Raw genomic sequence first — 22,742 nt, 5'->3', positions numbered from 1 at the left:
ATTTCCCACTTCATCTGTGCGACAGTAGTTGTCGCTCTGGGGCCCCAGAAGGACAACTACTGTCGCACAGATTCAGGTCTGCGGGACGTAGGTGGAGCGCGGGGCTATTTCTTGTGGTCCGCGCGGAGCACTTCCAGCCGTGCGCGGTACTCGGTCTCGTCGATCTCGCCCCGGGCGTAGCGTTCGCGCAGCACGGATTCGGCACCCTGGTTCTGGTGCCACTCGTGGTTGCGCCGCCAGCCGCGCCGGCCGAAGAAGAGAAACAAGCCGATGATGATCAGCCAGAACAGTGGAAACAGCAGGAACCAGGGGCCCGGCCAGCCGTAGCCCATGGGTCCGTGGGCAAGCGCCTGCGCGCTGCCGGCCGACAATGCGGTGATGGTGGTCAACATGGTCTTTTCCGTACCTTTCGATATGGGCCGGCTCTCGGCCACATCTCCAGTAGAGGCTTGTGCCGCCGGAACCGCGTCCGCCGCCGGGAGTCACTTGCCAAGACCGGGCTACTCCCCCGGGAGGCCCTGCTGCTGCACCGTTCCAGTGCGTCAGGGGTTCCAGCGCCTCAGGGGTTCCAGCGCGGGCGCACCAGCCCCGACTCGTAGGCCAGCACCACCAGCTGGGCCCTGTCCCGCACGGCCAGCTTGGTCATGATCCGGCTGACGTGGGTCTTGGCCGTCAGCGGGGTGATGAACAGCCGCGCGGCGATCTCGGCGTTGTTCAGGCCCTCCCCCACCAGCGCCAGCACCTCGCGCTCGCGGCCGGTGATCTCCGCCAGCCCGGGCGGCGGGGGTCCCTCCGTGAACGGCCGCACGGTGGCCACGGCCATCGCGGCCATCATCCGCCGGGTCACGGACGGGCTGAGCAGGGCATCGCCGTCGTGCACCACCTTGATGGCGCGGATGAGTTCGGCCGGTTCGGTGTCCTTGACCAGGAAGCCGGAGGCACCGGCCCGGACCGCGGCCAGGATGTACTCGTCCAGCTCAAAGGTGGTCAGGATGATGATCCGGGTGCCGGCCAGCGCCGGGTCCGCCAGGATGGCCGTGCTGGCCTGCAGCCCGTCGCCGCCGGGCATCCGGATGTCCATCAGGACGACGTCGGGACGGTGCGTCCGGGCCAAGGCGACGGCGTCCTGGCCGGTGCCGCACTGGGCCACCACCTCCATGTCCGGCTCGGCGTCCAGGAGGGCCTTGAAGCCGGCACGGATCAGGGTCTGGTCATCCGCCAGCAGGATCCGGATCATGATGGTCCTCCGTGTGTTCCGCCCGGCATTCCGGCCGGCAGCGGGATGTGCAGGCGCACCCCCGTGCCGGGATCGAGCGCGAGCAGCTCCAGCGTGCCGCCGGCGCCCGCCGCCCGTTCGCGCATGCCGCGCAGCCCGTTGCCCTCGACCGCCGCGCCCAGCCCGGCGCCGTCGTCGTCGATGTCCACGCGCAACCCCTGCTTCGTGCGGACCAGCCGAACGCGCACGTGGGCCGCGCCCGAATGCCGCACGGCGTTGGTCAGGGCTTCCTGGACCACTCGGTACACGGCGCCCTCCTGCGCTTCGGTGAGCCCGGCCGGCGTGCCCGTCCGCTCCAGCGAGACCTCCATGCCGCCGCGCCGGGCCTCGGCCACCAGCGCGGGGATCCGTTCCAGCCGCAGCGACGGGGTCAGCGGTGCCTCCTCCCGGAGCACGCCCAGAAGCTGGCGCACCTCGTCGAGGGAATCCTTGCTGGCGGTCTTGATGGCCTCCAGCGCCGGTTTCAGGGCCGAGGGATCGCGCTCGGCCAGGTGCAGGGCCACGGCGGCCTGGACGTTGATGGAGGAGAGCGAGTGGGCGACGACGTCGTGGATGTCGCGGGCCAGTGCCAGCCGGTACTCGTCCCGGGAGCGCTGCTCGTGCTCCAACCGGCGGCGGTGGAACTCGGCCATCCGCTCCCGGCGCACCCGCACGCCCTCGCCCAGCAGCACCAGGACCACCAGCCACGCGCAGACGGCGGCGGCCCGGACGGCGGCGGTTTCGCTGCCCGCCAGGACCCCCGCGGCGGCCACCGCCAACACTGCGGCACCGGCGGCGGACCAGGTGAAGGCCCGGCGCCCGGCGGCGGAGGCAAAGAGAATGGCCAGCCCCAGGGCCAGCACCACCGGGCCCCAGGGGTAGCCGCGGGCAAAGTACAGCCCCGTGACCAGCAGCGATCCGGCCAGCATGGCCTCCGGCGCCCGGCGGCGCAGCAGCAGCAGTGCGGGGCCGGCCAACAGCAGCGCGTAGGCCAGCAGGTCCAGGCGCTCGGCGCCCGGCTGGTGGACTGCGGCAAAACGGGTCCCCACCAGGGCGATGATGGCCACCAGGACTGCCACCAGGTAGGTGGGCGGGCCGTGCCGCGGACGTCTCATGGACGCCAGCGTAACCCCGCCCGCCGCCGTCGCGCGTCCCCTCTCCAGCGCACGAGGGCCTACTCCCCGGGGAGTAGAGACAACTGTGTGACAGCAAACGTCCCCATGACGCGTCATGGGGACGTTTGCTGTCACACAGATGCAGTCTGGCTAGAGGCCGGCGGCCCGTTCGGCGGATTCGACGACGTTGGCCAGCAGCATCGCGCGGGTCATCGGACCCACGCCGCCCGGGTTGGGCGAGAGCCAGCTGGCGACCTCGGCGGCCGCGGGCTCCACGTCACCGGTGACCACGGCCTTGCCGTTGCCATCGTCGACGCGGGAGACGCCGACGTCGAGCACAATGGCGCCCGGCTTCAGGTCCGCCGCCTTGATCATGTGCGCCTGGCCGGCCGCGGCGATCACGACGTCGGCCTGGCGCAGTTCCGCCGCCAGGTCCCGGGTGCCCGTGTGGGCCAGGATGACCGTGGCGTTGATGTCGCGGCGGGTCAGCAGCAGCCCGATCGGGCGGCCGATGGTCACGCCGCGGCCGACCACCAGGACGCGCTTGCCGGCCAGGGAGATCCCGTGGCGTTCCAGCAGCACCACACAGCCCTTGGGCGTGCACGGCAGCGGGGACGCCATCGGCTTGTTGACGTTGGCCACCAGGCGGCCCAGGTTCATCGGGTGCAGTCCGTCGGCATCCTTGTCCGGGTCCATGGCTTCGAGCACCACGTTCTGGTCAATGTGCGCCGGCAGCGGCAGCTGGACAATGTAGCCCGTGCACTCCGCGTTGGCATTGAGCTCGGCGATGACCGCCAGAAGTTCATCCTGCGTGGTGGCCTCGGGCAGGTCGCGGCGGATGGACGTGATGCCCACCTCGGCGCAGTCCTTGTGCTTGCCGCCCACATACCACTTGGAGCCGGGGTCCTCCCCTACCAGGATGGTTCCCAGTCCGGGGGTGACTCCACGGGCGGCCAGGACCGCCACGCGCTCCTTGAGCTCGGCCTTGATGGCAGCGGCTGTGGCCTTGCCGTCAAGAACCTGCGCAATGGTTGGTTCAGACATGCTGGCTACCACTGCTCCTGGCCGGGGTACAGCTCGAAGTCGCTGGCCAGCTTGTCCACGCGGGCACGCAGGGCCTCGACGTCGGTGGCGGCACCGGCCTTCAGTGCGGCGGCGATGATCTCGGCAACTTCGGTGAACTCCGCGGCACCGAAGCCACGGGTGGCCAGGGCGGGGGTGCCGATGCGCAGGCCGGAGGTGACCATCGGCGGGCGCGGGTCGAACGGCACCGCGTTGCGGTTGACGGTGATGCCCACGGAGTGCAGGAGGTCCTCGGCCTGCTGGCCGTCCAGGGCGGAGTTGCGCAGGTCAACGAGCACCAGGTGCACATCGGTGCCACCGGTCAGCACGGACACGCCGGCCTCGGCAACATCGGCGGCGTTAAGGCGCTCGGCGATGATCTTGGCGCCTTCCAGGACACGCTCCTGGCGCTCCTTGAATTCCTCGGAACCGGCAACCTTGAAGGCCACGGCCTTGGCGGCGATGACGTGCATGAGCGGGCCGCCCTGCTGTCCCGGGAAGACGGCGGAGTTGAGCTTCTTGGCCCATTCCTGCTTGGCCAGGATCACACCGGAGCGCGGGCCGGCCAGCGTCTTGTGCACCGTGGAGGTGACGACGTCGGAGTACGGGACCGGGGACGGGTGCAGGCCCGCGGCGACCAGGCCGGCGAAGTGTGCCATGTCGGTCCAGAGCAGCGCCCCCACCTCGTCGGCGATGGAGCGGAAGGCGGCGAAGTCCAGGTGGCGCGGGTAGGCGGACCAGCCGGCGATGATGACCTGGGGCTTCTCGGCGATGGCCTGCTCGCGCAGCTTGTCCATGTCGATGCGGAAGTTGTCCTGCTCCACCTGGTAGGCGGCGACGTTGTAGAGCTTGCCGGAGAAGTTCAGCTTCATGCCGTGGGTCAGGTGGCCACCGTGGGCCAGGGACAGGCCCAGGATCTTGTCGCCGGGGGTGATCATGGCGGCGAGCGCTGCGGCGTTGGCCTGGGCGCCGGAGTGCGGCTGGACGTTGGCGTACTCGGCGCCGAAGAGGGCCTTGACCCGCTCGATGGCGAGGTTCTCGGCGACGTCGACGAACTCGCAGCCGCCGTAGTAGCGGCGGCCCGGGTAGCCCTCGGCGTACTTGTTGGTCAGCACGGAGCCCTGGGCCTCGAGCACGGCGCGGGGCGCGAAGTTCTCCGAGGCGATCATTTCAAGGGTTCCGCGCTGGCGGCCGAGCTCGTCGCGCAGCACGGCGGCAATTTCCGGATCCAGCTCTGCGAGCGGAAGATTGGTCACAGTTTGGGTGGGGTTAGCAGACACTACAGACTCCTGGATGGGGTTTTGAAACTACTACTTGTCAGGCTATCGGTTGGACGGCTGCCCTTCACAGCGCGCGACAACACGCCGTAATGCGGCTGTCCAACAGTTCCTTGTGCGACCCTCGGCCCAGGCGTACGATCCGTGGTCTTCCCTGGTGCTGCTCCCCGGTGGTGTCCCACCTAACGCCAGTTGCAACGCCTTTAACTCTATTACAGCCCCCGCGGGCGCAGTGACCGGCCGGCCCCCGGTAACGTTGGGCGGGTGATCGAGAACGCAGCTGCCCCAGCCCCCACCGGATTTGTCCTGACCCTCTCCTGCGCGGACCGGCCCGGGATCGTCCATGCCGTCTCCGGATCGCTGCTGGAGGCCGGCTGCAACATCACCGATTCCCAGCAGTACGGGAACCCCGCCACCGGGACCTTCTTCATGCGCGTGGCGGTGGAGACGGCGACGACGTTCACCCAGTTGCGCGCGCACCTGGAGCCGGTGGCCGCTGCCTTTGGGCTCAAGTGGGAACTGCACCGCGCCGGTGCGCCGGTGCGCACGCTGATCCTGGCCTCCAAGGCCGCGCACTGCCTCAACGACCTGCTGTTCCTGCAGCGTTCGGGCACGCTGCCCATCGAGATCCCCGCGATCGTCTCCAACCACAAGGACCTGGCCGAGCTGGCGGCGTTCTACAGCATCCCGTTCTACTACATCCCCGTCACCCCCGCGACGAAGCAGGAGGCGGAGGACGCGCTGCGCGAACTCGTGGAGGAGCACGACGTCGAACTCGTGGTCCTGGCCCGCTACATGCAGGTGCTCTCGGATTCGCTCTGCACCGACCTGGCCGGCAAGGCCATCAACATCCACCACTCCTTCCTGCCCTCCTTCAAGGGCGCCAAGCCGTACCACCAGGCCCATGCCCGCGGCGTGAAGATCATCGGCGCCACCGCCCACTACGTCACCGCCGCCCTGGATGAGGGGCCCATCATCGAGCAGGAAGTGATCCGCGTGGACCACGGCCATTCGGCCGAGCAGTTCGTTGCCATGGGCCGCGACGTGGAGGCGCGCACGCTGGCCCAGGCCGTGCAGTGGCACGCCGAGCACCGGGTGCTGCTGGACGGCACCCGCACCGTCGTCTTCAAGTAAAGGGTTGAGGGACCCGCAGACCGGAGCGGGCGCCGGCGCTAGGATCGGTGCATGAGCCTGCAGATCCCCTTCGGGGACCACACCCCCGCCGTTGACCCCACCACCTTCCTCGCGCCCAACGCCACCCTCATCGGCGATGTGGTGCTGGGCGCTGACTCGAGCGCCTTCTACGGCGTGGTGGTCCGGGCCGACACCGCCGCCATCCGCGTCGGCACCGGCACCAACCTCCAGGACAATGTGGTGCTGCATGCGGACCCCGGCTTCCCCACCACCGTCGGCAACGGGGTCAGCGTGGGGCACGGGGCCGTGGTCCACGGCTGCACCGTGGAGGACGACTGCCTGATCGGCATGGGCGCCACGGTGATGAACGGTGCCGTCATCGGCGCCGGATCGCTGGTGGCTGGCGGCGCAGTGGTCCTGGAGGGTTCCATCATTCCGCCCGGTTCCCTGGTGGCGGGGGTCCCGGCCAAGGTGCGCCGCGCCCTGGGCCCGGAAGAGATCGACGGCGTGCGCAGCAACGCCAGCCGCTACGTCGCCCTCGCGGCCGAACACAGGGCAATCCACACCTCCGCCTGACCCTGGCGCCGGCCCTGGCTTGGACCCCGGAGGCCGGCCGCCCGCGCCAGGCAATTGGGGTCAATCGGTGGGTCACAAGGCGTCCAGCTTGCGTTAACTTATTGACGACAAGCCACCTACTAGTGCAATGTACTTTCTATGGCCACCGACGTCTCATCCGCGAAGAAGATCTCACTCGGGAAACCCGGATCGCAATCGGCGCTTCGGCAGCTCAACCGGGCACGCATCACCGAAGCCTTGGCCACCGGCGGCCCCGCCACCCAGGCCGAACTCTCGCGCATCACGGGCCTGTCCACGGCCACCGTGTCCAACATCGTCAAGAGCATGGCCACCGATGACCTCGTGACGGTGCGCCCCACCACCAGTTCGGGGCGCCGCGCCCTGTCGATCACCTTGAACACCCAGGGTGCCGTTGCCATCGGCATCGACTTCGGCCGCACCCACGTCCGCGTGGTGCTGGCGAACATTGGGCACCAAATCGTCGCCGAGGAATCCGCGCCACTCCCCCTCGGGCACCATGCCGAGGAGGGCATCAGCACCGCCGCCGCCCTGTTGGAACGGTTGCTGGTGGAAGCGAAGATTCCGCGCCGGTCCATTGTCGGAGCGGGTGCCGGAATTCCCGGGCCCATCGACAGCCGCACCGGCACGGTTGTCCAGGGCGCCATCCTGCCCGAATGGGTGGGCATCAACCTGCTGGACAGATTGGAAGAGGCGCTGGATCTTCCGGTTTTCGTGGACAATGACGCCAATTTGGGTGCACTGGCCCAGGTGACCTGGGGACCCCACGCGGGGGTCGGCAATCTAATGTTCCTCAAGATCGGCAGCGGCATCGGGGCCGGGCTGATCCTCAATGGCGCTCCGTACTACGGCTTCGTCGGCGTGACGGGGGAAATCGGCCACGCCACCATCAATGAACACGGCCTGGTCTGCCGCTGCGGAAACCGCGGCTGCCTGGAGACCGTGGCGACGACGGCGATCATGATCGAGCTGCTCAGCCGGGGCGCCCCCGAACCCATCGGCACCACCGAGATCGTCGCCCAGGCGCTGGCGCGGGACTCGGCGACCCTGCGGGTCATCGAGGACGCCGGCATGGCCATTGGGCGCGCCATCGGCAATGTGGCCAACCTGATCAACCCCGAAGTCATAGTCGTCGGCGGCCCATTGGCCGAGCTGGGCGACATCTTCCTGGACCCGATCCGGCGCGGCCTGCTCCGCCACACGGTGCCTGTGGTGGGCGAAAGCACCACGCTGGTGATGTCCTCCATGGGCGACCGCGCCGAGGCCCTCGGCGCGGCGTCGCTGGTGTTCCGGCAACAGGGGATCCGCAGAAGTTAATCATCTCGTTATCTAGTTGTTGCGTTCAAGACTTGACGCCAACGCTCCAACTCGCGTTTACTTTTTTCAGGCCCGGAGTTGTGCAAGTCACAGCACCTGCGCCGAAAGCTCCGGCGGCACCCCGCCAGACAACGAAGTCAGTTTTGGAGGCGAAGTACCCCATGACGTCCAGCCACCCAGTGATTCTGGAGATGCGTTCGATCACCAAGGAGTTCCCCGGGGTCAAGGCCTTGGCCGATGTATCCCTGGCCGTCCGGGCCGAGGAGATCCACGCCATTTGCGGCGAGAACGGCGCCGGCAAGTCCACCCTGATGAAGGTCCTCTCCGGCGTGTACCCCTACGGCACCTACACGGGCGACATCGTCTACCAGGGCCAGGTCTGCGAATTCAAGGACATCAGGGCCAGCGAGGCCGCGGGGATCGTCATCATCCACCAGGAGCTGGCGCTGATCCCCGAACTGTCCATCACGGAAAACATTTTCCTCGGCAACGAGCCCACCCGCTTCGGGGTGATCAATTGGACCGAGGCCCGCAAACGGACCATCGAGCTGATGGCCAGGGTCGGCCTCAGCGACGACCCTGACACCCCCGTGAAGGAGATCGGCGTCGGCAAGCAGCAGCTGGTCGAAATCGCCAAGGCCCTGAACAAGTCCGTGAAACTGCTCATCCTCGACGAACCCACGGCCGCCCTGAACGAATCGGATTCCCAGCACCTGCTGGATCTGATCCGCGGCCTGAAGAGCAAGGGCATCAGCTCCATCATGATCTCCCACAAACTCAACGAGATCGAAGCCGTGGCGGACTCCATCACCATCATCCGCGACGGGAAGACGATCGAGACCCTCGACGTCGAGGCCGACGGCGTCGACGAGGACCGGATCATCAAGGGCATGGTGGGGCGGACCCTGGAATCGCGCTTCCCGGACCACGAGCCAAAGATCGGCGAGGTCTTCTTCGAGGTGAAGAACTGGAACGTCGCGCACCCGGCCATCGCGGACCGGATGGTCTGCAAGAACTCCAGCTTCAACGTCCGCCGCGGCGAGATTGTCGGCTTCGCCGGGCTGATGGGTGCCGGCCGCACCGAGCTGGCCCGGTCGGTTTTCGGGCGGTCCTATGGAAACTTCATCTCCGGCCAGATCGTCAAGGACGGCAAGGAGGTCGCGCTGAAAACCGTGCCCCAGGCCATCCACCACGGCCTGGGCTACGTCACCGAGGACCGCAAGTCGCTCGGGCTGAACCTGCTCGACGACATCAAGACCACCACGGTGTCCGCCGCGCTGGAGAAGATCTCCAAAAACACGGTGGTGGACGTGAACCGCGAATACGCAGTGGCGGAGGAATACCGGCGCCAGCTGCGCACCAAGGCGCCCAGCGTGGACGAGGGTGTGGCCAAGCTCTCCGGCGGAAACCAGCAGAAGGTGGTGCTGGCCAAATGGATGTTCACCGATCCGGACCTGCTGATCCTGGACGAGCCGACGCGAGGCATCGACGTCGGGGCCAAATACGAGATCTACGGCATCATCCAGCAGCTGGCCAACCAGGGCAAGGGCGTCATCGTCATCTCCTCGGAGCTGCCGGAACTGCTGGGCCTCTCCGACCGGATCTACACCATCTTTGAGGGCGCCATCACCGGGGTGCTGGACAAGGACGAGGCCAACCAGGAAAGCCTCATGAAATTGATGACCGCGGCCAAGAAAACCGCCTGAACGCTTCGAAGATAGAGGACCAAAACAATGAACGCGCTCAAACAGCTCTTTGGCGGCAACACCCGGCAATTCGGCATGATCTTTGCCCTGATCGCCTTGGTTGTCTTTTTCCAGATCCTCACGGGCGGACTGACCCTGACTCCGGACAATGTGATCAACCTGTTCAATGGCAACGCCTACATCCTGATATTGGCCATCGGCATGGTGCTGGTCATCATCGCCGGACACATCGACCTGTCCGTCGGCTCCATCGCGGCCTTTGTCGGCATCGTCGTGGCCATCACCATGCGGGACTGGCATCTGCCCTGGTTTGTCGGCATCCTCCTGGGCCTGGTGCTGGGCGCCCTGATTGGTGCGTGGCAGGGGTTTTGGGTGGCCTATGTCGGCATCCCGGCCTTCATCGTCACCCTGGCCGGCATGCTGCTCTTCCGCGGCGCCAACCAGTTTGTCGGCAAGTCCAACACCATCCCGGTGCCCAAGGACTTCCAATTCATTGGCGCCGGCTACCTGCCCGAAATCGGACCTGACACGGGCTACAACAACCTCACCCTGCTGATCGGTGTGGTCATGGTCGCCGCGATCATCTGGGGCGAGATCCGGTCCCGGAGGAACGCCATCTTCCTGGGCGCCGAGGTGGCCCCGCGCTGGGTGTCCGTGACCAAGCTGGTGCTGCTCTCCGCTGCCGTGCTCTACGCCACCTACCTGTTCGCCACGGGGCGCCCGGGCACTTCCTTCCCCGTCCCCGGCCTGATCCTGGGCGTGCTGGTGCTGGTGTACGGCTTCATCTCCGCCAAGACCGTCGTCGGCCGCCACATCTACGCCGTCGGTGGCAACCGGCACGCGGCCGAGCTCTCCGGTGTGAAGAGCCGGCGGGTCAACTTCCTGGTCATGATGAACATGGCCGTGCTGGCGGGCCTGGCGGGCATGATCTTCGTGGGCCGGTCCAACGCCTCCGGACCCTTCGACGGCGTGGGCTGGGAGCTGGACGCCATCGCGGCCGTCTTCATCGGCGGCGCCGCCGTCACCGGTGGTGTGGGCACCGTCGTCGGCTCCGTGATCGGTGGCCTGGTGATGGCCGTGCTGAACAACGGCCTGCAGCTGCTGGGCATCGGCGCCGACGCCACCCAGATCATCAAGGGCCTGGTCCTGCTCGCCGCCGTCGCCTTCGACGTCTACAACAAGACCCAGGGCAAGAAGTCCCTGATCGGCATGATCATGAAGAGCTTCGGCACCCGGCCCGAGGTCGAAACGGCCGACACCAAAGATGTCATTTCCGTCCCCTCCGAGCCCTAGCAATCCGCTGCAGATGCACCATTCCCACCTTGGAAGAAAGTGAAAATCAATGTTGACGTTCAATAAATCGGTGAAGTCGCTTGCTGTCATTGCCGCCGTATCCGCCCTGGCCCTGACCGGCTGCGGGCGCGCGGAGACCCCCGCCGGCACCTCCGGGGCAGCCGGCGGGTTTGCCCAGGATGCCGAGATCGGCGTGGCCCTGCCGCAGAAGACCAGCGAAAACTGGGTCCTGGCCGAGGGGCTGTTCAACGACGGGCTGAAGAGCGCAGGTTTCAAGGCCGACGTCCAGTTCGCCAACGGCGGTGTCTCGGACCAGCAGAACCAGATCAGCTCCATGGTCACCAAGGGCGCCAAGGTCATCATCGTCGGTGCCATTGACGGTGCCCAGCTGGGCACCCAGCTCAAGCAGGCCAAGGATGCCGGCGCCACGGTCATTGCCTACGACCGGCTGCTGCTGAACACCGAAAACGTTGACTACTACGTGGCGTACGACAACTACAAGGTGGGCCAGCTGCAGGGCCAGGCGCTTCTGGACGGAATGAAGGGCAAGAAGGACTCCGGTCCGTACAACATCGAGCTCTTTGCCGGCTCCCCGGACGATGCCAACGCCAAGGTCTTCTTTGACGGCGCCATGAACGTCCTCCAGCCGAAGATCGACGACGGGACCCTGAAGGTTGTCTCGGGCCAGAAGACCTTCGAGCAGGCCGTCACCCAGGGCTGGAAGGCCGAGAACGCCCAGAAGCGCATGGACACGTTGCTGGCCGGCAGCTACGGCTCCGCCGAGCTGGATGGCGTCCTCTCCCCCAACGACACCCTGGCCCGCGCCATCCTCACCTCGGTGAAGGCCGCCGGGAAGCCGATCCCGATCGTCACCGGCCAGGATTCCGAGGTTGAGTCCGTCAAGTCCATCATGGCCGGCGAGCAGTACTCCACCATCAACAAGGACACCACCGCCCTGGTCAAGCACGCCATCCAGATGGTGAAGGACCTGCAGGCCGGCAAGACCCCGGAGATCAACGACCCCAAGTCCTACAACAATGGCGTCAAGGTGGTTCCGGCCTACCTGCTGGTTCCGCAGATCGTCACCAAGGCCAACGCTGCCGAGCAGTACAAGAATGACAAGGTGCTTGGCCCGCTGACCAAGTAGCGCCAGCGTTCCACAGACAAGTCAGAGGGCCCGGATCGTTTCCACGATCCGGGCCCTTGCGCATTATCCCGTGAACGGCCTAGAACCGGATCGCGTCGATCACCTTGATCCGGATGGCCACCAGGGCCGGAATGGCGCCGGCGAGCGCGCCCACCAACACGGCGGCCCCCAGCCCCAGCAGCGCGGCCTCGAGCGGGAATGCCGGGTACTCGCTGAGCCCGGGCGCCAGCTGGTGCTGGACCCACGGGTTTTTGACGACGGCGATGGCCGCCATGACGCCGACGGCGCCGGCCACGGTGGTGGCCACCACCGATTCCATCAGCACCCCGGCAAAGATCCGCCCGGAGGTGGCGCCAAAGCTGCGCCGGATGCCGATCTCGCGCACCCTGTACCGCACCGTCACCATGGAGATGTTCAACAGGCCGATGGCCCCCAGCAGCAGCACCAGCACGGCGATGCCGCCGATCACCAGCTGGACCTGCCCGAAGGGGTCCCCGTACGCGGCGAAGTCGCTGCGGTTCACCTGCAGGCCCATGCCGGGCAGGGCCGTCTGCAGGTCCGCAGCGATGGCGGCGCTGAGCATCCCGGCCATGGCCGGCGGCACCCACATCCGGTATTCGGTGGGCCGCTGGCCGCCGCCACCGGTGATCCCGCTGAGTTCGGCGCCCTTAGCGAGCATGAAGGCCGCCGGGCCCATGCCCGGATACTGGTCGCGCACCACCCCAATGACGACGGCGGCGTATTCCCTGTCCCCGCGCACCGTGGCGCGCGGGGAGGTGGCCAGGTCGGGGCGTCCCATGAAGGAGTAGAAGGCCTCGTTGACCACCAGCGCCGGGGCCAGCCGGTCGCCGTCGTCGTCGGCAAACCACGCACCCGCCACCGGCTCCACCCGGTGGATCACACCATAGGCGGGGTCCACCACGCTGACGTCCACGCTCTGCACACCGCGGGCAAACTGGAAGCTGCCGCTGGCGTGCCCCACCCGGGTGGCGTAGCCGATGCCGTAGCGTTCGACGACGGAGCCGAAGGCGGCGTCAAGCTTGGCGGTGTCGCTGGCCGAGCCGGGATTGGCATAGATGCTCAGGCTCGCCTCCCGGCCGCCGTTGCGCTCGGAGTCAGCCCGCATGGATTCGCGGACCAGCTCCCCCACCCCCACCACCGAGGCCAGGGCCGCGACCGAGACAGCCACCCCCACCAGGGCCAGCAGGATGCGGGTCTTGTGGATCCGCAGCTCGGAGAAGGCCTCCACCAGTGCGGAGATGAACCCGCTCATGCGCCCACCACCGCAGCTGTGGCCGCGGGGGCCAGGACGCCCTGGTCCAGGGCGTACCGGGTCCGGGCGCGGGCGGCGACATTGGGGTCGTGGGTGATGGCCACCAGCGCGGCGCCCGACTCGGCGGCCACGCTCTCCAGCAGTTCCATGACATGCAGGCCCGTCTCCACGTCCAGTGCGCCGGTGGGCTCGTCGGCCAGGATCAGCCGGGGGCGGCGCACCAGCGCACGGGCAATGGCCACCCGCTGCTGCTCGCCGCCGGAGAGCATGTGCTGTGCGGTGTCGGCCCGGCCGGCCAGGCCCACCCGGTCCAGCATCTCCATGGCGAGCTCGTTGCGGCGCCAGAAATCGCGGCCCCTGGCATAGAGCAGCGGCATGGCCACGTTTTCCAGTGCAGTGCGGCCGGGCAGCAGGTTGAACTGCTGGAAGACGAAGCCCACCGAGGCCCCGCGCAGCCGGGCCCGGGCGTTGGAGCGCAGGCTGGACACCGGGCGGCCGGCGAAGTCCAGCCGCCCGCTGGTGGGCACATCCAGCAGGCCCAGCAGGTTCAGCAGTGTGGACTTTCCGCAGCCGGACCGCCCCACAATGGCCACATGGTCCCCGGCCGAGACCCGCAGGGTCACGCCGCGGAGAATGTGCAGCTCTTCGTCGTCGGGCAGCAGCACGGTGCGGGTGACGTCCGCCAGCTCGAGAAGGACCTCGCCCGGTTCCCGGTCCAGGGTGCCGGTGCTCATCCGCCCATCCCTCCACCGTAGGCGGGCATCCCCGGCTGGCCAACGGCGGGCGCACCCGGCACGAATTCCAGCACGGATTCGCCCTCGGCGAGGCCCTGGGTGACTTCCACCCGGGCGCCGTCGTTCAGCCCCAGCGACACGGTGCGCTGTTCGGGCGCGCCGGCCACCGATTGGACCCACACCACGCCCTCGCTGACGCTGCCCTTGACGGCGGTGAGCGGAACCGTGAGCACATTGCTGGCCTCGCCAGCGCTGACTGTCACGGTGGCCCCGAGCCCGGCAAAGACAGGGGTGTCCGCCGGAACGGCGCAGGTGACGGTGCCCGTGGTGGTGCCGCTGGGGCCGGCCGCGCCGCCGTCGGACGCCTGCCCCATGCCGGGCCCCGCCGCAGCCAGCGGCGCCGACAATCCGCCGGTGGTGGTGCCGGCACCCGAGACGGCACCCGTGCCGGCGTCGGCGTTCCGGGTCTTGACGTCCACGCAGTCGAAGGCACCCGGACCGCCGGTGACGAAACCCTTGGCCGTGCTGGGCCGGCCCAGAAGCCGGTACTGCGCCGCGGCATCCAGCGGCGCGCTGATGGTGAAGGTGCCGGTGGCCACCGTCGCCGCGGCATCGCCCACGCCCACCTGTTGGTTGAGCAGCAGCGGCAGCGTCGCGAGCGTCCCGGCCACCGGGGCCAGCACATCCGTGTAGCTGTACACCGGGGCGGCGGGGGCGGCAGGCTCCTCTCCGGCGGGCGGCCGCACGGCGGCACCGGCCTCGGGCACCACCTCGGAACGGATCTGGAGCAGCCTGTCGCCCTTGGCGACGGCGTCCCCGGCGGCGGCGAACAGGTAGACCACCTTGCCGGCCGCCGTGGCCTTGGCCGTCACGTCCGGATCGCTGGCCACAGTGCCCTTGAGCTCCAGGGTGTTCACCACTGTGCCCAGGGCCACCGGCACCGCCGGCGAGGCCAGGCCCGCCCGGGGCACCAGCGGTGCGGCCTCCTGCTGGAGCCCGTCAATGAAGGCCATCTTGACCAGGGCCGCGGCAATCACGGCAAAGACCAGCAGCCAGGCCACCGGAAAAACAATTCGTCTAAGAATTCTCATATCCACTCTTTCGCATACTTCCCCACAGGCAGCGGTCCCCCCATGGACATTGCAGCCACTATACCGCGTATCTATGTATGGCCCGTGCAGGGCGCACCGGCCCGACATCTTCGCCGCGGCGCCGCGTGCCGGTGGCAGAATGTGCGCATGACTGAACCCCGCCACATCATCAGGCCCAGCTGGTACACCAGCGACAATCCCGACACCCTGTCCGCCACCGGCACCGCCCTGCGCTGGGGTGTGGTGGCCACCGGCGGCATTGCCCACGCGGTGACGGCGGATCTGGCGCTGCTGGAGGATGTGGTCCTGCAGGCCGTAAGTTCGCGCACCCGGGCCAAGGCGGAGGAATTCGCGGCACAGTTCGGCTTTGCCGCCTCCTACTACGACGGCGGAACCGACGGCGCCGGCCCGGCCGGCTACGAGCAGCTGGTCCAGGACCCGGACGTGGACGTGGTCTACATCGCCACCCCGCACGCCCAGCACTACCAGGTGGCCAAGGCCGCGCTGGAGGCCGGCAAGCACGTGTTGTGCGAGAAGGCCTTGACCATCAATGCCGCGGAGGCACGCGCGCTGGTGGAGCTGGCCCGTGCCCGCGGAGTGTTCCTCATGGAGGCGGTCTGGGCCCGGTTTGTGCCGGGCATCCAGCGCGCCCTGGACATCATCGCCTCGGGCGAGATCGGCACGGTGCGCTGGGTCCGGGCGGACCTCGGCTTCCCGGCACCGGAGGACCTCAGCGCCAGGATCTGGGCCCCGGCCGACGGCGGCGGCGCCCTGCTGGACCTGACCGTGTACCCGCTGCTCTGGGCCTGGGGTGCGCTGGGCGCGCCCACCGCCGTCCACGCCACCGGCACGGTGACGGACTTTGGCGTGGACAGCCAGAACGCCCTGACACTGGACTACGACGGCGGTGCGCAGGCCCAGCTGATGAGCTACCTGAGCTCCTTTGGCCCCCGCGCGGCAGTGGTCTCCGGCATCAAGGGCATGATCGAAACCGTGGGCTCGGTGAACAACCCCCGGACCATCCGGATCACGACCGGCTGGGACACCAGCCGCGAGGAGTCCTTCGAGGAGCCCGGCAACGGGTACACCTACCAGCTGCGCGAGGTCACCCGCTGCATCCAGTCCGGGCTGCTGGAAAGCCCCACCATGCCGCTGGCCGATTCCGTGGCCATCATGGACCTGTTCGACGGCGTGCGCGCCCAGCTGGGCGTGGTCTACGCCAACGACCAGGTGCCGCCGGCCTAGGGTGTGTCTCCTAATCAGTGGTTTTGCGGTTTGGCATGATTGATGGGTGCCTTCTCGCTATTCCGTGTTGTCCGATGCCCAGTGGGAGTCCATTGCCCCGTTGATGCCCGATTCGTCGGGGAAACCGGGCCGACCCTTCAACGACCACCGGCTGATGACCGAGGGCATCATCTACCGCTACCGGGCAGGGATCCCATGGCGTGATCTCCCTGCCTATTTCGGGTCGTGGAAGACCGTGTGGAAGCACCACCGCCGCAACGCCGCCAACGGGACCTGGGACAAGGTCCTGGCGGCGTTGCTGACCCGCGCGGACACGGCCGGGCTGATCAACTGGGAGGTCTCGATCGACTCCACGGTCAACCGTGCCCACCAGCACGGCACGAACCTGCCCCGCCACACAGGGGGACCTGTCGAATTACAGGAATCTGCTCGACGAGCCTGAGGACCATGCCATCGGCCGGTCCCGCGGCGGGCTGACCACCAAGATCCACGCCCTGGTGGATGGCAACATGCGTCCCCTGGTCCTGCTGCTGGGGCCGGGCCAGGGCGGGGACTCGCCGATGTTTGAGAACCTCATGGAGGCCCTGAAGGTAGAAAGGCCCGGTCCCGGCCGGGCCCGCACCCGCCCGGACCGGGCCATGGCCGACAAGGCCTATTCCTCCAAAGCAATCCGGGCGTACCTGCGCGGGCGGGGCATCGAGTGCGTTATCCCGGAAAAGGACGACCAGAAGGCCAACCGGAAACGCAAGGGCTCCGCCGGGGGACGCCCCGTCAGATACGACAGGGACGCCTACAAACGGCGCAATGTGGTCGAGCGCAGCTTCAACACCCTCAAGCAATGGCGGTCCCTGGCCACCCGCTACGACAAACTGGCCCTCACCTACCGCTCAGCGGCCGTCCTGCACGCCGTCGTCATCTGGAGCGCCGCATTGGGAGACACGCCCTAAGTGTCTCCCCGGCGGCCAACGACGGCGGCCGTCCAGGACGCACAACTGCATCCATGACGCCGCTTCCCGTTCATGACACGACCACTACTGCGTCCTGAACGGGACTCGACGTCGGCGGCACCCGGGGACACTCCCGTCCCACCGGGTTTCGGCTCCGCTCCAGCGGCGGGTCAGCCGGCGCCCAGGTAGGCCTCCTTGATGGCCGGGTTGACCAGCAGCTCCTTGCCGGTGCCGCTGTGCGTGATGGAGCCCGTCTCCAGGACAAAGGCACGGTCGGCCCGGGCCAGGGCCTGGTTGGCGTTCTGCTCCACCAGCAGCACGGTGGTGCCCTGCTTGTTGATCTCGGTGATGATCTTGAAGATCTGCCGGATGAACTGCGGGGCCAGGCCCATGGAGGGCTCGTCCAGCAGCAGCAGCTTCGGGCTGGACATCAGGGCGCGCCCGATGGCCAGCATCTGCTGCTCGCCGCCGCTCATGGTGCCGCCGTACTGCTTCTGGCGCTCGAGCAGGCGCGGGAACAGGTCAAAGACCCGCTCCAGGTCCGCCGGCACGCCGGACTTGTCCCTGCGCCCGAAGGTGCCCATGTCCAGGTTTTCCATGACCGTCATGCCCGGGAAAATGCCGCGCCCCTCGGGCGCCTGGGAGATCCCCTGCACCACGCGGATGTGCGCCTTCATCTTGGTGATGTCCTCGCCGGCAAACTCAATGGAGCCGGCGGAGGGGTTCAGCAGGCCCGAGATGGTTTTCATCGTGGTGGTCTTGCCCGCACCGTTGGCACCAATAAGGGAGACAATCTCCCCCTCGTTGACGGTGAAGGACAGGTCCTTGATGGCCTGGATCCGGCCGTAGTGGACGGAGATGTTCTTCAGCTCAAGCAACGTCATCTTCGGGCTCCCCTAGGTAGGCGGCAACCACGCGCGGATCCGCGCGGATGGCTGCCGGAACGGCGTCGGCAATCTTCTTGCCGAACTCCAACACCACAATGCGGTCCGTGACCCCCATGACCAGCTTCATGTCGTGCTCAATGAGCAGCACGGTGTAGCCGTCGGCGCGGATGGTGCGGATCAACTCCATCAGCTCCTCCTTCTCCGCCGGGTTGAAGCCGGCGGCCGGCTCATCGAGGCAGAGCACCTTGGGGTCGGTGGCCAGGGCGCGGGCAATCTCCAGCCGCCGCTGGTGGCCGTAGGAGAGATGCCGGGAGAGGGTGGCGGCATGGTCTGCCACCCCCACGAATTCCAGCAGCGCCATGCCGCGCTCAATGGCGCTCTTCTCCTCCCTCACGTGCGTGGGCAGGCGCAGCAGCGCCCCGCCCACACTGGTCCGGTGCCGGGCATCGAGCCCCACCACCACGTTTTCCAGCGCCGTCATCTCGCCAAAGAGCCGGATGTTCTGGAAGGTGCGGGCCAGGCCCATGCGGGTGATCTTGTGCTGCTTCAGCCCGCCGATGGAGGTGCCCTCCAGCAGGATCTTGCCGCTGGTGGGCTTGTAGACGCCCGTCATGGCATTGAAGCAGGTGGTCTTGCCGGCACCGTTGGGGCCGATCAGGCCCAGGATCTCGCCGCGCTTGATGTCGAAGGAGATGTTGTCCAGGGCGGTGAGGCCACCAAACTTGATGGTCAGGTTCTGCACCTGGACCAGGCTGTCGCCCACATTCACGGCGATCTCCCGGTCCGGGGCAACGGCCTGGGCCACGTCGAGGTCGATGCCCGCCTCCGCCATCACCGCCTCATCGATCTCCGAGGCGGTGCCAGCGGCCGTGTCCGGTGCACCCTCCGGTGCGCTCCGGGGTGCATCCGACGGTTCCATGTTGCTCATGCTCCTGCCTCCGTCTGCGGTCCGGTGCCCGCTCCCGTGCCGGCCGACGGCGCCGGTCCCGCGTGTTTGCCGGTGGCCGCCGTGGCCGCGCGGTTGTAGGCCATCCGGCCATAGGCCAGCAGCCGTTGGCGGGCCGGCAGCAGGCCCTGGGACCGGAAGATCATGATCAGGACCAGGGCGATGCCGAAGATCAGGTACTTGTACTCCGCGATCGCCGTGAAGCGCAGCGGAATGTAGCTGACCAGCGCGCCGCCGAGGATGGCACCGACCTTGTTGCCCGCGCCGCCCAGCACCACGGCGGCGACAAACAGGATGGAGGTGACGACGTCGAACTTCTGGTTGTTCACGAAGCCCACCTGGCCGGCAAACAGGGCCCCGGAGAGCCCGCCCACGCCGGCGCCGATGGCGAACGCCCAGACCTTGTACTTGAAGGTGGGGACGCCCATGATTTCGGCGGCGTCCTCGTCCTCGCGGATGGCGATCCAGGCCCGGCCCACGCGGCTGCGTTCCAGGTTGCCGGCCAGCAGGAGCACGACGATCAACACCGTCAACACCAGCCAGTACCAGGGCGTGCCGTTCGAGTTCGAGAAGATCGGGGTGCCGTCGGCCTCAGTGCCGGGCGGGTGGCCCACGTTCTGGAAACCGACCTGGCCGGCCATGGCCGGGATGATGGTGGCCAGGATGCGGACGATTTCACCAAAGCCGAGGGTCACGATGGCCAGGTAGTCGCCGCGCAGCCGCAGCGTCGGCACGCCGAGGACCACACCGAAGAACATGGTCACGGCCATGGCCACCGGGATGGTCCACAGGTACGGGATCTTCAGGAACGTCGAGTCCGGGCTGGTCAGCATGGCCGCGGTGTAGGAGCCGACGGCGAAGAAGGCCACATAGCCCAGGTCAAGCAGGCCGGCGTAGCCGATCACCACGTTCAGCCCGACGGCGATCAGGGCGAACCGGGCCATGTCGAAGCAGGCCAGGGCAAAGTTGTTGCCCGGTTCGGTGGAGATCAGCGGCGGGTTGATGACCGGCAGCAGGTAGGCCAGGACAACGATGATCGCCAGCCAGGCCCATTGCTGCTGGCGCGGCAGCGCATTCCACCGGGAGCCGAAGGACTTGAGCGCACCGCCGTTCTTTTGGGCGTCGATGCTGGCCCCGGGGCCCGTCGTTTCCGCCTCGCGGTCCTGCGCCGCCTGGCCGGCCTTGGCGCCCGGCAGCGGGGTGGGTCCATCTACCATGCTCATGCTTTGCTCCTTCCAAGGGACGTGCCCAGGATGCCCTCGGGCCGCACCAGCAGCACCAGGACCAGGACCACGAAGGCCACAACGTCCGTCCACTGCGAGCTGCCGAGGAGGATCTGGCCGTAGTTGCCGATCAGGCCCAGCAGCAGGCCGCCCAGCAGGGCGCCGCGGACGTTGCCGATGCCGCCGAGGACGGCGGCCGCGAAGGCCTTGACACCCAGGACGAAACCGCCGCTGTACTGCACACCGGAGGGGATCTTCATGACGTAGAACAGGGCCGCGGCCCCGGCCAGCACACCGCCGATGATGAAGGTGGTAATGATGATGCGTTCCTTGTTCACACCCATCAGGGTGGCCGTGTCCGGGGACTGGGCCACGGCGCGGATGCCGCGCCCGGTGCGGGACTTGCTGATGAACTGGTCGGTGGCGATCATCATGACCACTGCCGCCAGCACGATGACCAGCTGCTGGGAGTCGATGACGGTGCCAAAGACCTCAAAGATGGGCTTGGGCCGGAACATGGTCAGGGCAACCTCGGGGTTGGGGCCGCGCCAGACGAAGATCGAGTACTGGATGGTGAAGGAGACGCCGATGGCGGTGATCAGGTAGACCAGCCGGGGCGCGTTGCGCCGGCGCAGCGGGCGGTACGCCACCCGCTCCACGATGAAGGCCGTCAGCGCCGAGGCCAGCATCGCCACGATCAGGGCCAAGACCAGGTTGAGCACGATGGACCAGATGTCCAGGTTGGGCACGGACGGGCCGAAGCCCAGGAAGCTCAGCGTGAAGAACACGCCGTAGCAGCCCATGATGAAGACTTCCGAGTGGGCAAAGTTGATCAGGTTCAGCACGCCGTAGACGAGCGTGTACCCCAGCGCCACGAGGGCGTAGATGGCTCCGAAGGTCAACCCGTCAAAGGTTGCGCTCCAGAAGTTTTGGATCAGCGACGGTACGTCGAAATTGATCCAGCTGTTGTCCGTTGGTAGGGACATTGCGAGTGCACTAAGCATGGTCACATCCTGAACGGTTCAAGGACCTCGATGATGCCCCGTCCGGGTTCTGGCCGGGGCAGCGGGGATATAGAGCTGTTGATGGCGGAAACCAGAAAAAATGCTGTGGGGCACCAACCGCGCGCCCCACAGCATCCCTTCATTGGTTTCTACTCGCCGATCGCACCGATGGGAAGGATCTTGCCGTTTTCGACCTTGTAGCCGTACACGGTGGGAGCCTGGAGTTCGCCCTTGTCATCCCACTTGTAGTGCTTGCTCAGTCCATCCTTGTCGTAGGTCTTGACCCAGTCCTTCAGGGCCGCGCGGTCCTGCTTGCCGGCGTCGATGCCCGCGAGCAGCACCGTGGCGGCGTCGTAGCCCTCGATGGAGTACGTGCCGGGCTCGGCGTTGGCCAGCGCCTTGTACGCGGACTCGAACGTCGGGATCAGCTCACCGGGGATGCAGGGGCAGGTGAAGTACGCGTTGGAGGAGGCGTCGCCGGCCAGCTTGATGAACTGGTCATCCTTCACGCCGTCGGGGCCGACAAACGTGCCGGTGAAGCCCTTGCCCACCAGCTGCTGGTCGAAGGGTGCACCCTCGGCGTAGTAGCCGGAATAGAAGACGGCGTCGACCTTGGCGTTCATGATCTTGGAGATCACGGCGGAGAAGTCCTTCTGGCCCGTGGTGATCTTGTCAGTGCCGGCCAGTGCGCCGCCCAGGGCCGCCGAGGTGGCGGTGCCCAGGCCGATGCCGTAGTCCGAGTCGTCCTGGACCAGGTAGACCTTCTTGGCCTCGAGCTTGCCAGTGAGGAACTTGGCGGCGGCCGGGCCCTGCACGGCGTCGTTGCCCAGGCCACGGAAGAAGGTGGTCCAGCCGTTGGACGTCAGCGTGGGGTTGGTGGCCGACGGGGTGATGTGGACCAGGCCCTTCTGTTCGAAGATGTTGCCTGTTGCCTTGGATTCGCCGGAGAACGGGAGGCCGACGACGCCGATGATGTCCGCTTCGCTCACCAGCTGGGTGACAGGGCCGGTGGCCTTGTTCGGGTCGCCTTCGGTGTCGAACTTCTTGAACTGCACCTGGCAGCCCGGGTTGGCCTCGTTGTGCTGGTTGATGGCCAGCTGGATGCCGTTGTAGATGTTGATGCCCAGCTGGGCGTTGGAGCCGGTTTCGGCGCCGGCGTAGGCCAGCGTGGTGGTGGAGGGGCAGGTGCCCTTGCCATCACCGGCCGGCAGGGCGGCGTCGGCTGGGGTATCGATTTTGGTCAGTGCGGGGATATTGACCTTGTTGGCATTCGCGGTAGTCTGCCCGCCCGTGGACGCCTGGTTGGCGCACGAGGCGAGCAGCATGCCAAGGGTGGCTGCTGTGGCCAGGGTGGTAAGGACTTTCTTTCGGTACATGGAGTCTGCCTTCCGAGCGCATCTTTGGCGCTGGGACCGCGTTGTCCCAGCGCTTGTTCCGAATTACGTTCCCTGAGACTACCTGCACGAATGTGGCATGCAACACATATTGATAC

General features: G+C 67.4%; 21 protein-coding genes and 1 riboswitch. Of the genes, 8 read left to right on the top strand and 13 right to left on the bottom strand.

Features of this window, described 5'->3' with window-relative positions; genetic code table 11:
• Positions 1-104 precede the first annotated feature (104 nt).
• The 5 genes from ACQCSX_RS18130 to glyA all read right to left on the bottom strand — a co-directional run bounded on the left by ACQCSX_RS18130 (position 105) and on the right by glyA (position 4,712).
• Positions 105-392, bottom strand: coding sequence for an SHOCT domain-containing protein (locus ACQCSX_RS18130; RefSeq protein ID WP_427016625.1), 288 nt, complete (start codon positions 390-392; stop codon positions 105-107).
• A gap of 167 nt (positions 393-559) precedes the next feature.
• Positions 560-1,237, bottom strand: a complete 678-nt coding sequence (locus ACQCSX_RS18125) for a response regulator (RefSeq protein WP_427016624.1) — start codon at positions 1,235-1,237, stop codon at positions 560-562.
• Positions 1,234-2,370 carry a sensor histidine kinase gene (locus tag ACQCSX_RS18120; RefSeq protein ID WP_427016623.1) on the bottom strand — a complete coding sequence of 379 codons (1,137 nt, stop codon included), beginning with the start codon at positions 2,368-2,370 and terminating at the stop codon, positions 1,234-1,236. The genes ACQCSX_RS18125 and ACQCSX_RS18120 overlap by 4 nt, the downstream gene beginning before the upstream one ends.
• Positions 2,371-2,520: 150 nt before the next feature.
• Positions 2,521-3,414 (bottom strand): bifunctional methylenetetrahydrofolate dehydrogenase/methenyltetrahydrofolate cyclohydrolase, encoded by an 894-nt coding sequence (locus ACQCSX_RS18115; RefSeq protein WP_427016622.1) that lies wholly within the window; start codon positions 3,412-3,414, stop codon positions 2,521-2,523.
• Positions 3,415-3,419: 5 nt separating this feature from the next.
• Positions 3,420-4,712 carry a serine hydroxymethyltransferase gene (gene glyA, locus ACQCSX_RS18110; RefSeq protein WP_427016621.1) on the bottom strand — a complete coding sequence of 431 codons (1,293 nt, stop codon included), beginning with the start codon at positions 4,710-4,712 and terminating at the stop codon, positions 3,420-3,422.
• A gap of 117 nt (positions 4,713-4,829) precedes the next feature.
• A riboswitch (ZMP/ZTP riboswitch) is annotated at positions 4,830-4,915 on the bottom strand.
• 58 nt (positions 4,916-4,973) lie between these two features.
• On the opposite strand from glyA, the gene purU reads away from it, so the two are divergent.
• The 6 genes from purU to ACQCSX_RS18080 all read left to right on the top strand — a co-directional run bounded on the left by purU (position 4,974) and on the right by ACQCSX_RS18080 (position 11,900).
• Positions 4,974-5,843, top strand: coding sequence for a formyltetrahydrofolate deformylase (gene purU, locus ACQCSX_RS18105; protein ID WP_427016620.1), 870 nt, complete (start codon positions 4,974-4,976; stop codon positions 5,841-5,843).
• A gap of 51 nt (positions 5,844-5,894) precedes the next feature.
• A complete protein-coding gene (locus ACQCSX_RS18100) occupies positions 5,895-6,419 on the top strand; it encodes a gamma carbonic anhydrase family protein (RefSeq protein WP_427016619.1) in 525 nt (174 codons plus the stop codon).
• A gap of 138 nt (positions 6,420-6,557) precedes the next feature.
• Positions 6,558-7,754, top strand: coding sequence for an ROK family transcriptional regulator (locus ACQCSX_RS18095; protein ID WP_427016618.1), 1,197 nt, complete (start codon positions 6,558-6,560; stop codon positions 7,752-7,754).
• 161 nt (positions 7,755-7,915) lie between these two features.
• Entirely contained in the window at positions 7,916-9,460 is a 1,545-nt protein-coding gene (gene mmsA, locus ACQCSX_RS18090; protein ID WP_427016617.1) for a multiple monosaccharide ABC transporter ATP-binding protein, read from the top strand.
• Positions 9,461-9,487: 27 nt separating this feature from the next.
• Positions 9,488-10,753, top strand: coding sequence for a multiple monosaccharide ABC transporter permease (gene mmsB, locus ACQCSX_RS18085; protein WP_427016616.1), 1,266 nt, complete (start codon positions 9,488-9,490; stop codon positions 10,751-10,753).
• Between the two features lie 49 nt (positions 10,754-10,802).
• The gene (locus tag ACQCSX_RS18080; protein WP_427016615.1) at positions 10,803-11,900 is read left to right on the top strand and encodes a substrate-binding domain-containing protein; all 1,098 of its coding nucleotides are present in this window, start codon (positions 10,803-10,805) and stop codon (positions 11,898-11,900) included.
• A 79-nt stretch (positions 11,901-11,979) separates the two neighbouring features.
• On the opposite strand, the gene ACQCSX_RS18075 is transcribed toward ACQCSX_RS18080, so the two are convergent.
• From ACQCSX_RS18075 to ACQCSX_RS18065, 3 genes are read right to left on the bottom strand one after another with little or no spacing between them, the layout of a single operon-like run.
• The gene (locus tag ACQCSX_RS18075) at positions 11,980-13,173 is read right to left on the bottom strand and encodes an ABC transporter permease (RefSeq protein WP_427016614.1); all 1,194 of its coding nucleotides are present in this window, start codon (positions 13,171-13,173) and stop codon (positions 11,980-11,982) included.
• Positions 13,170-13,907, bottom strand: a complete 738-nt coding sequence (locus ACQCSX_RS18070; RefSeq protein WP_427016613.1) for an ABC transporter ATP-binding protein — start codon at positions 13,905-13,907, stop codon at positions 13,170-13,172. Before ACQCSX_RS18070 ends, ACQCSX_RS18075 begins: the two co-directional genes overlap by 4 nt.
• Entirely contained in the window at positions 13,904-14,968 is a 1,065-nt protein-coding gene (locus ACQCSX_RS18065; protein ID WP_427016612.1) for a hypothetical protein, read from the bottom strand. Before ACQCSX_RS18065 ends, ACQCSX_RS18070 begins: the two co-directional genes overlap by 4 nt.
• Before the next feature lie 177 nt (positions 14,969-15,145).
• Between ACQCSX_RS18065 and ACQCSX_RS18060 the strand changes: the two genes are divergently transcribed.
• Positions 15,146-16,243 carry a Gfo/Idh/MocA family protein gene (locus ACQCSX_RS18060; RefSeq protein WP_427016611.1) on the top strand — a complete coding sequence of 366 codons (1,098 nt, stop codon included), beginning with the start codon at positions 15,146-15,148 and terminating at the stop codon, positions 16,241-16,243.
• Positions 16,244-16,346: 103 nt separating this feature from the next.
• Positions 16,347-17,190 (top strand): IS5 family transposase gene (locus tag ACQCSX_RS18055; protein ID WP_427018933.1). Its coding sequence is split into 2 segments (ribosomal slippage): positions 16,347-16,652 and positions 16,654-17,190, totalling 843 coding nucleotides; the frame shifts between segments, so codons are not numbered across the junction.
• A gap of 170 nt (positions 17,191-17,360) precedes the next feature.
• Here the strand turns inward: ACQCSX_RS18055 and ACQCSX_RS18050 are convergent.
• The 5 genes from ACQCSX_RS18050 to ACQCSX_RS18030 all read right to left on the bottom strand — a co-directional run bounded on the left by ACQCSX_RS18050 (position 17,361) and on the right by ACQCSX_RS18030 (position 22,626).
• The gene (locus ACQCSX_RS18050; RefSeq protein ID WP_427016610.1) at positions 17,361-18,074 is read right to left on the bottom strand and encodes an ABC transporter ATP-binding protein; all 714 of its coding nucleotides are present in this window, start codon (positions 18,072-18,074) and stop codon (positions 17,361-17,363) included.
• Positions 18,061-19,005, bottom strand: coding sequence for an ABC transporter ATP-binding protein (locus ACQCSX_RS18045; protein WP_427016609.1), 945 nt, complete (start codon positions 19,003-19,005; stop codon positions 18,061-18,063). The genes ACQCSX_RS18050 and ACQCSX_RS18045 overlap by 14 nt, the downstream gene beginning before the upstream one ends.
• Positions 19,002-20,246, bottom strand: a complete 1,245-nt coding sequence (locus tag ACQCSX_RS18040; RefSeq protein WP_427016608.1) for a branched-chain amino acid ABC transporter permease — start codon at positions 20,244-20,246, stop codon at positions 19,002-19,004. Before ACQCSX_RS18040 ends, ACQCSX_RS18045 begins: the two co-directional genes overlap by 4 nt.
• Positions 20,243-21,250 carry a branched-chain amino acid ABC transporter permease gene (locus ACQCSX_RS18035; RefSeq protein ID WP_427016607.1) on the bottom strand — a complete coding sequence of 336 codons (1,008 nt, stop codon included), beginning with the start codon at positions 21,248-21,250 and terminating at the stop codon, positions 20,243-20,245. Before ACQCSX_RS18035 ends, ACQCSX_RS18040 begins: the two co-directional genes overlap by 4 nt.
• 149 nt (positions 21,251-21,399) lie before the next feature.
• Positions 21,400-22,626, bottom strand: coding sequence for a branched-chain amino acid ABC transporter substrate-binding protein (locus tag ACQCSX_RS18030; RefSeq protein WP_427016606.1), 1,227 nt, complete (start codon positions 22,624-22,626; stop codon positions 21,400-21,402).
• Positions 22,627-22,742: the final 116 nt, after the last annotated feature.

Origin of the sequence: Pseudarthrobacter sp. P1 (genome assembly GCF_050156935.1) — a bacterium.
In the GTDB taxonomy this organism is placed as follows: domain Bacteria; phylum Actinomycetota; class Actinomycetes; order Actinomycetales; family Micrococcaceae; genus Specibacter.
The sequence above is the reverse complement of the archived record's forward strand: the minus strand, read 5'-3'. Positions and strand labels throughout refer to the sequence as shown.

What these genes read in the sequence shown, in the direction of transcription:
- ACQCSX_RS18130 (WP_427016625.1), bottom strand. Translation starts at nt 392, where the DNA reads ATGTTGACCACCATCACCGCATTGTCGGCCGGCAGCGCGCAGGCGCTT.
- ACQCSX_RS18125 (WP_427016624.1), bottom strand. Translation starts at nt 1,237, where the DNA reads ATGATCCGGATCCTGCTGGCGGATGACCAGACCCTGATCCGTGCCGGC.
- ACQCSX_RS18120 (WP_427016623.1), bottom strand. Translation starts at nt 2,370, where the DNA reads ATGAGACGTCCGCGGCACGGCCCGCCCACCTACCTGGTGGCAGTCCTG.
- ACQCSX_RS18115 (WP_427016622.1), bottom strand. Translation starts at nt 3,414, where the DNA reads ATGTCTGAACCAACCATTGCGCAGGTTCTTGACGGCAAGGCCACAGCC.
- ACQCSX_RS18100 (WP_427016619.1), top strand. Translation starts at nt 5,895, where the DNA reads ATGAGCCTGCAGATCCCCTTCGGGGACCACACCCCCGCCGTTGACCCC.
- ACQCSX_RS18095 (WP_427016618.1), top strand. Translation starts at nt 6,558, where the DNA reads ATGGCCACCGACGTCTCATCCGCGAAGAAGATCTCACTCGGGAAACCC.
- mmsA (WP_427016617.1), top strand. Translation starts at nt 7,916, where the DNA reads ATGACGTCCAGCCACCCAGTGATTCTGGAGATGCGTTCGATCACCAAG.
- mmsB (WP_427016616.1), top strand. Translation starts at nt 9,488, where the DNA reads ATGAACGCGCTCAAACAGCTCTTTGGCGGCAACACCCGGCAATTCGGC.
- ACQCSX_RS18080 (WP_427016615.1), top strand. Translation starts at nt 10,803, where the DNA reads ATGTTGACGTTCAATAAATCGGTGAAGTCGCTTGCTGTCATTGCCGCC.
- ACQCSX_RS18075 (WP_427016614.1), bottom strand. Translation starts at nt 13,173, where the DNA reads ATGAGCGGGTTCATCTCCGCACTGGTGGAGGCCTTCTCCGAGCTGCGG.
- ACQCSX_RS18070 (WP_427016613.1), bottom strand. Translation starts at nt 13,907, where the DNA reads ATGAGCACCGGCACCCTGGACCGGGAACCGGGCGAGGTCCTTCTCGAG.
- ACQCSX_RS18060 (WP_427016611.1), top strand. Translation starts at nt 15,146, where the DNA reads ATGACTGAACCCCGCCACATCATCAGGCCCAGCTGGTACACCAGCGAC.
- ACQCSX_RS18050 (WP_427016610.1), bottom strand. Translation starts at nt 18,074, where the DNA reads ATGACGTTGCTTGAGCTGAAGAACATCTCCGTCCACTACGGCCGGATC.
- ACQCSX_RS18045 (WP_427016609.1), bottom strand. Translation starts at nt 19,005, where the DNA reads ATGAGCAACATGGAACCGTCGGATGCACCCCGGAGCGCACCGGAGGGT.
- ACQCSX_RS18040 (WP_427016608.1), bottom strand. Translation starts at nt 20,246, where the DNA reads ATGAGCATGGTAGATGGACCCACCCCGCTGCCGGGCGCCAAGGCCGGC.
- ACQCSX_RS18035 (WP_427016607.1), bottom strand. Translation starts at nt 21,250, where the DNA reads ATGCTTAGTGCACTCGCAATGTCCCTACCAACGGACAACAGCTGGATC.
- ACQCSX_RS18030 (WP_427016606.1), bottom strand. Translation starts at nt 22,626, where the DNA reads ATGTACCGAAAGAAAGTCCTTACCACCCTGGCCACAGCAGCCACCCTT.